Source organism: Cellulosilyticum ruminicola JCM 14822 (assembly GCF_001311925.1).
In the GTDB taxonomy this organism is placed as follows: domain Bacteria; phylum Bacillota; class Clostridia; order Lachnospirales; family Cellulosilyticaceae; genus Cellulosilyticum; species Cellulosilyticum ruminicola.
Window position 1 is genome coordinate 1 of record NZ_BBCG01000032.1, and the last position, 13357, is coordinate 13357.

The 13357-nt window shown below is 29.1% G+C and carries 9 protein-coding genes; 1 reads left to right on the top strand and 8 read right to left on the bottom strand.

Annotated features, from left to right (window positions below; translation table 11 throughout):
- The first annotated feature begins 166 nt into the window (after positions 1-166).
- On the top strand, positions 167-1192 hold the full coding sequence (locus JCM14822_RS11290; RefSeq protein WP_054742422.1) for a hypothetical protein: 1026 nt from the start codon (positions 167-169) through the stop codon (positions 1190-1192).
- Between the two features lie 43 nt (positions 1193-1235).
- On the opposite strand, the gene JCM14822_RS11295 is transcribed toward JCM14822_RS11290, so the two are convergent.
- Genes JCM14822_RS11295 through JCM14822_RS11330 form a run of 8 tightly spaced genes read right to left on the bottom strand, consistent with a single transcriptional unit; the run spans position 1236 to position 13357 of the window.
- A complete protein-coding gene (locus tag JCM14822_RS11295) occupies positions 1236-4313 on the bottom strand; it encodes a cyclic peptide export ABC transporter (protein ID WP_054742424.1) in 3078 nt (1025 codons plus the stop codon).
- A 3-nt stretch (positions 4314-4316) separates the two neighbouring features.
- Entirely contained in the window at positions 4317-6017 is a 1701-nt protein-coding gene (locus tag JCM14822_RS11300) for a glycosyltransferase family 4 protein (RefSeq protein WP_054742426.1), read from the bottom strand.
- Positions 6018-6057: 40 nt separating this feature from the next.
- Positions 6058-6306: a phosphopantetheine-binding protein gene (locus tag JCM14822_RS11305; RefSeq protein WP_054742428.1), complete on the bottom strand. Its 249-nt coding sequence runs from the start codon at positions 6304-6306 to the stop codon at positions 6058-6060.
- 28 nt (positions 6307-6334) lie between these two features.
- Positions 6335-7231, bottom strand: coding sequence for a GNAT family N-acetyltransferase (locus JCM14822_RS11310; RefSeq protein ID WP_054742430.1), 897 nt, complete (start codon positions 7229-7231; stop codon positions 6335-6337).
- 47 nt (positions 7232-7278) lie between these two features.
- Complete coding sequence (locus JCM14822_RS11315) at positions 7279-8886, bottom strand: B12-binding domain-containing radical SAM protein (RefSeq protein WP_054742432.1); 1608 nt, start codon at positions 8884-8886, stop codon at positions 7279-7281.
- 27 nt (positions 8887-8913) lie between these two features.
- Positions 8914-9570, bottom strand: coding sequence for a condensation domain-containing protein (locus JCM14822_RS22595; protein WP_054742434.1), 657 nt, complete (start codon positions 9568-9570; stop codon positions 8914-8916).
- A 26-nt stretch (positions 9571-9596) separates the two neighbouring features.
- Complete coding sequence (locus JCM14822_RS22600) at positions 9597-10829, bottom strand: condensation domain-containing protein (RefSeq protein WP_054742436.1); 1233 nt, start codon at positions 10827-10829, stop codon at positions 9597-9599.
- Positions 10814-13357 carry a non-ribosomal peptide synthetase gene (locus tag JCM14822_RS11330; protein WP_054742438.1) on the bottom strand — a complete coding sequence of 848 codons (2544 nt, stop codon included), beginning with the start codon at positions 13355-13357 and terminating at the stop codon, positions 10814-10816. The genes JCM14822_RS22600 and JCM14822_RS11330 overlap by 16 nt, the downstream gene beginning before the upstream one ends.

Here is a 13357-nt window from a genome sequence, read left to right on the forward strand (position 1 = left end):
AATACACAAGTTAAAATCAACTAACTATGGAAAGAACCCGTTTTATTTTACCATTAACATATAAGTTTTATAAATTTAAATATATAAATTATTAAATAATGTTATAATTAAAACAGGATCTTCTCTTTTATAACATACTTAAATCTTGATATGGAGGAAATTTTACATGAATAAAATTATACTACCTTTGAGTAAACCACTCGTTAGAACTTATTTATATGATGCTTATCCATTATCTATTCTTGCCGCACAAAATGACTCATATATGTCTTGGTTATTAAGTAACTACATACAATTAAATATAAATCATGATTTTGTCGAAAAGCATGATTTATTTTTAGAATTTTATGGTCCACAAGCTATGGATTCTCCATTTCTTCGTACACAACATCTTTCTTGGAAATTTTTATCTACAATAGATATAGATTTATTTATATATTTAGAAAGAGCCTTAAATGATCAAAACTATTTTCATTGCATAGTAGATGAATTCTTTATCCCAAATACTGTATTTTATCAACAGCGACATTTCATGCATGACTGCCTTATTTATGGCTATGATCATTCTTTGCGCCTATTTTATGGTTTAAACTATAATAAAGATCAGCTACTTGAAAATTTTACAATTGACTACGATCTATTTAAATCAGCTATTGAAAATAATTTTCTATCACCAAAAGAAGCTCACTGGGCTGATATAGTACGACTTTATAAATATAAAGATTATGCTAACTATCCTATTAATTATAATCTCATTAAATTTTTACTTACTGAATACTTAAATGGTAAAAATACTATAGATGCATGCCATCGTTTCGAAATTCCTCGCCCAGAACGAGATTATGGTATTAAAATCTTTGATATTCTTCTTGAATATTTAGATTGTCTAATCTTTGATAAACATAGTGATCAATTAGATACTTACTTTGACACTAGAGTTACTAACCTTTTATTAGAACATAAAAATCTTATGTTAAAGCGTCTTGCTTATTTATCTAATTTAGGTATTCAAACAAATGATCTGTTCCAACAATATACCTCAACTTATAACTTATGTAAAACCAACCTCAATTTAAGTATTAAATACAACCTCACATTTAACAAAAAAATATTATTACGAATAAAGGATAACCTGCAAAAAATAAAAGAGGATGATTTATCTATACTCTCAACTTTAATAAATAGACTTTAACAAGTAAAAATAGACACGGTCTTTTCACCGTGTCTATTTCTATTTACACATCAATTCTGCCTTCATTTAATTTAACAACTCGATCTGCCAAGTGATAATAATGATCATCATGGGTAATAACAATTACTATTTTATTTTGATCTACTATTTCTTTTAATATCTCTTCATAAAAGTATTTCTTAAATGTAGGATCTTGGTCAGCAGCAACTTCATCAAATATAATAATAGGCTTATCTTCTAAACAACTTTTTATTAAAGCTAACCTTTTACGTTGTCCTGTTGATAGACTAGTTGTAGTAAAACAATTTTCTTTTATATCTACCTTTTCACTTAATCTAAAACGTTCCAAATATTCTTTACCATGTTGTTCAATAACTTCATCTTTAATGCCATACAAACGCTTAAAAAGATAAAAATCACAAAATACAGATGATATATTCTCTATTGCACTTTCTATCTTACATCCATTTGCATAATACTCTACAGTTCCACCATGTGGTGAGTATAAGCCTGTAATTAATTTTAATAAAGTAGTTTTTCCGCTACCATTTCCACCAGTAATAAATATTAATTCACCTGATTTAAAAGTATATGTAATGGGTCCTAAACTAAATCTTTGATTATCTTTATAATGATATACAATATCGTTTAAAATAATCTTATCTATTACTGGATATTGTTGATTATAAATTCCCTTATCTTCACTATTATCTTCTTCATTGACTTTCTTAAATTTTTCTAGTATTGCATTTACTCTTTTATTACTTACATTTAATTGTAGTAATCGTGGAATATCTGATAATACTTCACGAATAGGTCCAGTAATATAAATTAGGACAAAAACGAACGTAGCTAATTCATACTCTTGAATATAGTAAAAAATAAGTGGGAAGATAAATACAACTACTCCTATTGCTGTATTAAATACGGTTTCGCCTATCATAAATGCATCTGTAAAGTTTGCTTCTACTAATATACTACGATTTTTATACTCTAAGGAACTCTTTCTTACCTCTTCCCTAAATTCTTCTTTCTTATTTGGACTTAATCTTAATTCCTTAAATCCATTAATCAAATCCTTAATATATTCAAAAAAGCTTTCTTGAATATCTCTAGTTCGTTCCAAAATTTCATTTGCTTTATTACTTTTCACACCATATATTCCCGCTAATATTACAATAACACCAATGATAATAAATAATGCATACTTATTTAAAGATCCTAGATAAATCAAACTAAAAATAATAGTAACTAATGCTGTTAATGCTTCAACCATAACACCAGGTACTTCACTAAGCTTTTCTGTATCATTATTTAAGACAGCACTGATTTCTCCATCCTCAATACTCTCAAAATTCTCTAACGACATATCTAATAGAACATCTACAATCTCCATACGAATGCTATAAACTTTAGTCTTAGCTATTTCTATAATCTTTTTGCGAATAAATCGTTGTGTCATAATATAGATTCCTAACCCTATAACAAAATAGAAAAATACACCTTTTTTTAAAGCATCCTCTGTTCTAATTCCAGTATTAATCATCATTATTGTAAATGCATTACCAATACCACTTATAATGCTAAATGAAACTAATAAGAAGTATGGGAAATTATCATTATTACTATATGATTTCTGCATCAAATAATATAGTACAAATATTACTGCACTTATAACTGCACTATATAATGTAACAATTAAACTAGTTGGTCCCCAAATTTTTAAAAACTCCCAATTTAACCCATCGTAAAATACATACGGTATTCTGTTAACACAAACATAAGCGATAACTACAATACACATAATCTTCAATACTTGTCTCAAACTGATTGAACCACTATTATATGTCTTATCCTTAATAATCTTTTTTCCTTGCTTTATAATTAAAATAATTATTCCTATACTTAATAATATTTCAATCACAAAGACTAAACTTAATGCATTGTCCATTGCAACCATATTGGATTTTGCTACTGTCAAATCACGATCCATTATTATGTCCATTATTCCTAGACCAATTGAATCAACAAAATTGTCAGTTCCACCAATATTAGTTAAAATGACAACACCTATTTTATCCGCTGGTCTAACAACCATAAAAGCTGAAAAATTAGGATTTCCGCCCCCATGAGCATATTCTCCTTGTCCTAGTTGATAAGCAAACCAACCCGAAGCATAAGAAGTTCCATCTCCTAGTGGGGGTACACGACGATTTGGTGCTAATGCACTATCAACAATAGCTTGTTGTGTATCATCCAACTCCCCTAGCTTCATAAAACTCTCTAACCAATATACCATATCTTCACTACTAGTTATTATATAACCTGCTGGTGTATTTCCTCGATAAATAGGTGCTTTAAATGGTCTAGGTTTTAAAAAGCCTACTTTATACCCTGTCGCCATTAAATTTGATTGTTGTGCTTGATCATAATATGCATATGTATGCTTCATATTTAAAGGCATAAATACTTCTTTTTGTATAAAGTCTTCATAAGATAATCCTGTTACTTTTTCAATAACTAATCCTAAAACATCATAGTTAATAGTTGCATAAGAGAATTCCTTTCCTGGTTTTTCATCAAGTTTAGTTCCAATTAAAGTTTTCACTGTCTTTTCTAATGCTGTATCATCTTGTGATTCAGGCATATTAGCAATTGTTTTAAATGGAATGCCTGAAGTTTGATAAAGTAAATCTCTTATAGTTATTTCCGCAGGTTCTTGTTCATACTCTACTGAAAACCACTCTAAATATTTACTAATAGAATCGTCTAAACTAATTAGCCCCCTATTAATTAACAACTGAATTGCATATCCAGTAAAACTCTTGCTACATGAACCAATCTCAAATAATGTTTGAGATGTAACAGGTATTTTTTTCTCCACATCTGCATAACCATATTCATTTTGTAACACAACTTTTCCATCTCTAATAACAACAGCTGCCATACCAGGTATTTTGCCATCTTTTATTTTAGTTTCAAGATATGCATTAATACGTTCATCCATATTCAGGCTTTTTTGAACCTGCCACATTTGATATTTTTTTAAAGAAAAGAAAATACCTATAAGACAAATAATAGCAATAAAAATCTTTATCAATTTTTTCTTTTCTTGCTTCATCCCTTACTTCGTCCTTTCATTAGCAAATCTAGCAAGGCCTTGCTTTAATGCCCAAAGAGTTGAACGTTTGATCATACTTTCAGTATATTCATCTTTAAGGTTATTAATAATTTCTTGTACAGAACATTCACCAGCTTTTTCATCTAGATATTCTACAATCTTACGTCCTAGCTTAAACTGTACTAATCCTTCTTCCATAGGATAATGACTTGCTCGATATGCCCCTCCTGTTGCTAATTCATGTCCTTCTTCTGTAACCTTAACCATCACATCACTTTCTAAAAATTTAGTTGGATATGATGCAAATGCATCACAGTAAATAGGTTGTATAAATTTTAATTCGTCTTGTCTATTTACATCTTCTTCTTCGCTTTGAATTGAACGTAATTCATCCCATAATTCTTCGTATTGTTTGATAATCTTAGACCATTGGAATTTCTCAACTGCTCTTTTTCTAGAGTTTTCACTCATTTTCTGACGTAATTCTTCATCATCAATTAAACGTTGAATACAATCTTGATAATATTCAAGGTCTACTACTACAGATTGCGCTAATGAAAAATGTTGTAATCCTGTTCTATGTAACATATCTGAAGGTACTAATGCTGCACGTCGTATATCATCATCGCATTTCATCCAGTATGTAGGTACTAAAAATCCTGTTTCACCATCTGCAACTGTATCTTTATATCCATCCCAGCCAGACACCACTTGAGGCACACCACAAGCCATAGCTTCTATAGGTGTAATACCAAATGTTTCTTGTACATTATCTATTGGTGAAATAAATACATCTGCTGATGCAAATAAGGTTTCTCTATTTGATACATCATTTTTATCAATAACTTTTACATTATCTCCAAGACCTAGTTGTTCTATAGATTGATAAATAGCTGGTAAAAACGGCATAGTCACTCTATCATGTCCTGCTAAAACAAGTAATAATTTTCTATTAGGATTATTCTTTAATAATCGCTTATACATAACAAGCATTGGTAATAAGTCTGCTTTATCATATGCTGATAGTCTTCCTATCCATAAAATTACAAATGCATCATTAGGTAAATCATTTTTCATCCTAGCTGCTTCTTTAGGCATAGGTTTAAATTTATCAATATCAATTCCAAGAGGAATTACATCTAATCTTCCTTCATAACGTACATCTATATTGTGTGATTTTTTTAAACTTTCACTTATATTTTCTAACATACGTTGAATAGTTGCTTTAACTGCATGAGAAGTACAAATTAAAGAATCATATTTTCTAAAAGGTAGAAGTAGTTTCATTAAATATAAACTTTCAATATAATTAGGATAACTTGCACCATGGATAGTGTATGTTATAGGGCATTTTGTCTTTGTAAAAAACTCTCTCATATAGATAAGCTCTTTGAATTCCATACTCACATTATGTAAAATATCTACATCAATCTGAGGATTCACTCCTAATGTATCAAACTCTGATATCAACTCTAGTTCTGTATTAACTTTCCCTTTTCGTTTTAAAAGCTTGTATTTTCTTTTAATAGCTTGTTCTTGAAATTGCATAGGTTCATATAAACATTTCATTTTTTCTGCTGTGGTATAAGTAGCTATTGCTTTAAATAAATCATCTACAGCCACATCATAACCATATACAGTATCAAGTCCTGCCATTACCCTAAATGCATTTCCCATAATACCAATGTTTTTACATTTTTCCATTTTCCCTATCCCCTTGTCTGCTTTGATACTAATATAAAACTTAGTTATTTTGAAGTTCTTCTATCATTCCTATTAAGTCTGTTATATTCCCAAACATCTCATAGTTAATTTTGTCATCCTCAAATTCAACATCAAACTCTTCTTCAATGTCTACAATAATTTTAATGAAATTTAATGAATTAATATTTAAAGTTCTTAAATCACTTATTAATAGTTGTTCTGGTGTTAAACCATTATTATTAATGTGTTTTAATATAATCTCTGCTGTTCTTTTTTCTATTTCTCTCATGTTATTCTCTCCCTACCTATTTATAAATTTATTTATTTTTTTCTTTCCACCAAGTATTTGTTGAACAAGGAACAAATCCAATATTATAGTAAAACTGTTGTGAAGATCCTACATAAGCAAGTTCTGCCCCTCTTAATCCACATTGACGTATTCCTTCTAATACAGCTGCTTTTCCTAACCCCATTTTACGATACTTTGGTACTGTTGCTACTGGTTCAACAACAGCAACTTTTGTTGTTGGATCATACCACATACCACAATAAGCAACAAATTCACCTTCTAATGTAGTTACTACTATTTTTAAACTTAAATCCACATTAGGTCTTTGCATCTGTGCTTCATTTATTTTTTGTTCTTCTTCAGTAAATACATAACTTCCTTCCCCATCTAATTCATGATTAAACCCTTTCCATAATACTTCACCATATTGAGCTAAATCATAAGTTTCTTTTAGAGTTGTTAACTTGAAGCCTTCTGGTAATGTCACATTAATTTGATTTAAATCAATTTTATAGACAGCATCAGCTTCTTTATCTTCTGTTGCTACAAATCCGCATTCCTTTGCAACTTCTTGTAACTCTGTATCCTTGTCTGATACCATTACACTAACATCATTACCATTCTTAAAGTTTTCTTTAGCATATTCAAAAACTTCCTTTTTTAATTGATGATATTCAGGTAATGTATAGCAAAAAGCATTTCCTAATTCTGTATCAAATAATGCAACTGCAACAAGCTTTCCTTCATCTTCCCATAATCCTATTTTTTTTAATACAGAACAATCTAACATACCATGTGTAATCATCCAATCCCAACGACCAAAAAGATATCCTGAATGATTTAATTTTAAAAGAAACTCTCTTACCTTATAATAATCCTCGCTAAATCTAGGTTCATCATTATACTTTCTAAACATAACCTCCATATTTCCATCCTCCTATTTAATTAATTCACTAATAAATAAACCTGTTATTATACTATAAATAACATTTCACCATATCCATTTCTATATAAATTTAAATAAAGCGCATCTTTTAAAGAACTAAGTTTTCTTTCTGATTCCACGAAATTACTAAATGGCATCAATTCTTGAGTACACTTATCAGCTTTCTCTTCGTTCCATCCTCTTTCAGCTATATCTAATAATACATTACACCATGTAACACATTGAGCATTGAATTGTGAAATAACCTCTTCATAATTCTCTATGTACTTATCAAAGTAATCATTAATCTTTTGATTTCCTGTTAATTTAAGCATACGTCCATAGTGTGAAATAACAAGCGCATAAACATCTATATAATAATCCATTGTGTTATGTACATAATTGTGTGCTGTATTTATTTCATTGCGATATTTTGTTAAGTAATCAGATAAGAGTTGTACTTCTTTATTTACAAATACATAACTAAAATCTTCTTTATCACCGTTAGTTATTAATCCATCATTTTTTACGTCATGATAAATTGTAGTTCCTTTAAAAATAGCTAATTTAGAAAAGAATTTAATAGGATAACCTATTTCTTTAAGGAACATTAAATTTTCTCGTAAACGCTCAACTGTAGAATATGGATTAAAATTAATAAAACCTGGTGAAATTCTAATCTTATATTTTCTTAATAAATTTATGATTTCGATATTATCTTCTACCTTAGCAATCTTATGATAAACCTTTAAATCAGTATTATTTCCAGCTTCTATTCCTATACATACTGCTGTTAATCCAGATTGAATAAGTAATTCCATTATTTCAGGTGTTACTTTCTTATGGAATTCAGCACGTACATCTGCAAAGTATGAAATTTTTAAATCTCTTCTAATAATCTCTTGTGCAATTGCTTTCATTCGTCTAAGGTCTATATATGGGTCTTCAAAACTGCTATCTATAAAGTTAAATACTCTTATCCCATATTCCTTAACTAACATTTCTAACTCATCAACAATGCTTGTGACCGATCTACCTCTCCATTTTTTCCAGAATAACTGAGTTGCACAAAAGGCACATCTCGAATTACATCCTCTACTTCCAGAAATAACAGCCACCTTCCACTTTTTCTCAAGCATAATATCTCTTGCTGCAAATGGAAGTACATCTAAATCTTGCATCAATGGACGATCTTCATTATTAACGATTTCATTATCTTTCCAATATGTAATTCCTTTAACTTGCGTATAGTCTTCTCCTGCTGATAACTTGTCCATTAATTCTAAGAAAGTTTCTTCACCTTCTCCTCTTAAGCCAAAGTCAATCTTAGCATTCTCTTTTAACATTTTTTCTGCATTATAGGTTGTATACACACCCCCTACGCAGACTTTAATATCAGGTAAAAGTGATTTTATTTTTTGACTTACATTATATACACTCTTTTTAGCTAGCTGGTATACTGGAAAACCTATAACATCTGGCTTAAATTTAATTATTTCCTCATAATTAACATCTTCTTCAAAATCAGCCATTAATTTTACTTCATATCCATGTTCACGTAAAACAGCAGCTATTAAACACATTCCTATTTCATCCATAGTTACATTCATTTGATGATTATATACAAAATATAAAACTACTCTAAGTTTATTCAATTTTATCATCCTTAATATTAATATTTTTTATTCGAAGATACTTTCTAAATCCTCTTGGGTTAATTCTACAGCTTCAAAATCTGAAGGCGTATACTCAATTTCTTCTTTATTCATACAATACTTTAATGTTTCTTCAATATTAATCTTATATAATTCTAAAAATCCCTGTACCTTTTCTTCTGAAAAATAACTTGATATATACTCTAAACATATCTGTAATTTATTATCTATAATCATTAAATTAAAGCTAATAACTGCTGACAAAATTTCGTTTTTACCATAATCTAATCCCATTTCTAATGGTAATATTTCAAAATAAGGACTCTTTACATTATTATCTAATCTTCCTAAGTAATTAAAATAAATTCCCTTTTTAAGTGGCTCATTTAATAGACCAAAATCAATACCACATTTAGGTACACTTCGAAGCTTTTCTTTTATTGATTTAATTATTGTATCCATATCTACTTCATATAACTTTAGTTCAACAGGATATATACTTGTAAACCATCCTACAGTCCTATTTAAATTCATCTGTTCATCTATCAATTCTCTACCATGACTTTCTAGATTTAAATACAACTCATCTAGCTCAAAAATCTTACCAAATGTTCTCCCTAAAGCAATAACCAGTATTTCATCCTGCTTTAAATGGTATTTATTGTCGCCACTATTCAATAACAAGCTTGTTGTTTCTTCTGATAAACTTATTACCCTTTTTTCATATTTTTCTTCTTGACTGGCACTTCGCTAATAAATTGAAACTTCTTATAACCACTAGTAATATGATTCCAATATATTTTTTCAGTTTCACTTATAGTTCTAGAATATTCATTAAGTATCTTTACCCATTTTTGATATGAAGTCGTTCTTTGTGGTAAAGAAAGTGCCTCACCGCTCATATATTGCCCTAATAGGGTATTGATATCATCCAATAATATTTGCCATGATACGCTGTCCATAACAATATGATGCGCTGTTAAGAATAAATAATTTTCTGTTTCAGATAATTTAAATACTGCTGCATTAATTAATAAATCTCTATATAAATTAAATCCTTTTTTTAACTTATCACATTCTATCTCTACTTGTTGCCATTGCTGATTTTTACCTAAATTGCACAAATCAAAGCTATTTATTCTAAATGATTTATTTAAGTGTTCATTGTTATAATAAACTTCTTCCTGATCTGTTTTTACATTAAACCTTAAACTATCATGATGTGCAATTAATAAATTCATTATTTTTTCTAATACTTCTACTTCTATTAACTTCATCAACTTTAATATAATTGATTGATTATAAAATGATGGATTCTTAAGATTTTGAGCAAAAAACCATTTTAGTATAGGTGATAATTGTATTTTACCCTCTGGTACTTCTTCTATGTCTTTTTTTGCTTTTGTTATATATTTAGCTAGCTCATTTAATATTGGCTTCTCTAATACCTGCCTTACTGTTAATTGATAGCCCCTTTTAGCCAAATACGCTGTAAGTTGAATTGCTTTAATTGAATCTCCACCCAAATTATAGAAATTATCAATCATATTAACTGTATCTAACCCTAATATTTCTTTTACTACATTTGATAATGCTATCTCTTCTTCTGTTTGTGGTCTTATAATAACGTCATTATCTAAATGTTTTCGCTGTATTAGAGGTAATTTTTTCTTATCTACTTTTCCGTTAATTGTTAAAGGTATTTCTTCAACCCTACATATAACTGCTGGTATCATATAATTTGGAACATAACCTGATAAATATGCTTTTAGTTCTGATTCATCTATTTCTTCTGATGTCACAATGTACATGCCTAAAAACTTACTTTCTCCTTCTACGCAACAAACTGCAACTGCCTGTTTAACACCTTTATATGCTATACATCGTTTTTCAATTTCTCCAAGTTCTATACGATAACCATTTATTTTTACCTGCTCGTCCACTCTACCTTTATATATGATGTTATTATCATACTAAAAGTTGCTAAATCCCCTGTTTTATACATATATCTACCCTCAATAAACGGATTATGAATAAAACATTGTTGGGTTAATTGTGGCCTATTTAAGTAGCCTTTCGCTAAACCATCTCCTGAAATATACATTTCTCCAATCATTCCTTTTGGAACTGGCTTAAGCTGCTCATCTAATATATATATTTGAACATTTTGAGCCGGTATACCAATAGGCACTGATTCCTCTATATTTTCATTTACATTAAATCTATAAATCATACAACCTACTGTAGCTTCTGTAGGTCCATATTCATTACAGATATCCACATTACTGTCAAAGCTCTCATATACTTGGCGTGCGATATATGTTTTTAATTCCTCTCCACCTACAATCAATTTCCTTATAGTACTCAATCGATTGTCTAAATCCTTTATTAACATCAAATGGGCTGGCGTTAATTTAAGAACTGTTACCTGTCGTTCTCTCATAATCCTATATAATGCATGTTCACTTTCGTTTTCTTCATATATAACTAACTTACAGCCACTAATTAATGGTGTAAAAATCGAAGTTACTGTTAAATCAAATGAAATTGATGAATATAAAGCGAATGCATCATTTTCATCAGTAACATACATTTTCTTTGCCCACACAATATAATTCACTAGAGAGCGTTGGCTAATTAACACACCCTTTGGTTTACCTGTGGAACCAGATGTATAAATAACATACGCATTCGATTCCGGTTCTACTAATATTTCTACTAAATTTTTATTTTCCTTATAAGCATCTTCAATTTGAATACATTGACAATTTTTTATAAATCCTAATTGTCCTTGTATATTGGTCATAATATACTTAATATTTGCATCCTCTACCATATATTGAATGCGTTCAGATGGTAATGATTCATTAATAGGAACATATGCTGCCCCAATCTTTAAAATCCCAAATATAGCTACTAGTAGTTCTATTGAATGTGTTGCCATAATACCTACAAATTGATTTTTTCCAATTCCTACTTCATTTAGATATGCCGCAACTCGATCACTTTTTTGATCCAATTCTGAATATGTAATATATGTACCATAGTGTTGTATTGCTACTTTATCAGGCTTATCTTTCACTTGTTCTCTAAATAACTCTATTATATTCTTATCACTTGGATATTCTACTTCTGTTTGATTAAAAATATAAATTAATTCAAATTCCTCTTTTTTCGATAATAAACTTATATTTTTTACTAATATATCAGGTTTATTTATAACCTGTTCAATTACTACAGTAATAGCTCTAAATAATTCTTCTATTTCTTTTTCATCGTAGTCATTTATCTTATAATCTATATCAACATTGATATTCCCATTACTCGTCCACTGTTTTACAATCAATTGAATAGAATAAGTCTGACACCCATTATAAAATTCTTCATTAATTACTTCACAACCATCCATGGATAACGTATGTTGTGTATTATAATAATTTATACAGCTTGTAAATAATGTAGCATATCCTTGTTGACGCAATCCTAAATCTTGTGCCAATAAATTATATGGATATTTGTAGTTAGTATAGCAACTTTTCAATTCAGATGTTAAATATTTCAAAAGCTCTACTATACTCATATCTTTCTCTATTTTTATTCTAAATGGCATCGTCGCAGTAAACATACCAATAGTTTGCTTTTCCTTAACACCACTACGATTTAATAATGGAAAACCTATTACTAAATCATCTGTTTGTAAATGTTTATAATTATAAATCAGCCATATCAAAGAAAAGAAATCATTCATAGAGCATTTATGTTCTTGTATCCAGTTATTAACACCTAATGTTTGCTCACTACTTAAGTTAAATCTCTTTCTATTTCCTTTTAAATCATCAGTACTCTTGATATTTGAGATGTCTGGTAACGTTTTAAACTTTTCTAACCAATAATTTTTATTCTTTTGACATCTAGGAGAGGCTAAATAAGCCTCTTCCTTGTCTAAATATTCTAAATAATTAGTACTTACTACCTGTGGTAATTCCTGATTATGCTTTAATGCTTCATAAATAGTTGTTACCTGTTTTGTCATTATCGAAGCTGACCATCCATCAAATATAAGATGATGATATTTTAATAAATATCCGCCTTCTTGCTCATTAATCCTATATAACGCAATATAAAAAAGAGGTTGTTCAATTAAATCAAAAGGCTTCTGAACAGTTTTTTGTATCCAGTTTTGAAATTCTTGTTCTGGATCTTCACTTGTTCTAAAATCCATCCTATCTAATGTCATATATTCAAATTCTGTAACATATTGTAATGGCTCTTGTTCTCGTTCTACCATTCTTAAACGTACCGCATCATTTTGTTGAATATAAATATTTATACTCTTTTCTAATAAATCAAAATCAATATCACCTTTAATTCTAGTAAATCCTCCAATATTATTAACTGAAGTTGAGGGATACATCTTTTCTATATACCACACTCTCTTTTGTGGATGAGTTAATGGATATAAAATTTCCAT

Coding starts and splice junctions, on each gene's coding strand:
- JCM14822_RS11290 (WP_054742422.1), top strand. CDS start 167: ATGAATAAAATTATACTACCTTTGAGTAAACCACTCGTTAGAACTTAT.
- JCM14822_RS11295 (WP_054742424.1), bottom strand. CDS start 4,313: ATGAAGCAAGAAAAGAAAAAATTGATAAAGATTTTTATTGCTATTATT.
- JCM14822_RS11305 (WP_054742428.1), bottom strand. CDS start 6,306: ATGAGAGAAATAGAAAAAAGAACAGCAGAGATTATATTAAAACACATT.
- JCM14822_RS11310 (WP_054742430.1), bottom strand. CDS start 7,231: ATGGAGGTTATGTTTAGAAAGTATAATGATGAACCTAGATTTAGCGAG.
- JCM14822_RS11330 (WP_054742438.1), bottom strand. CDS start 13,357: ATGGAAATTTTATATCCATTAACTCATCCACAAAAGAGAGTGTGGTAT.
- JCM14822_RS11300 (WP_054742426.1), bottom strand. CDS start 6,017: ATGGAAAAATGTAAAAACATTGGTATTATGGGAAATGCATTTAGGGTA.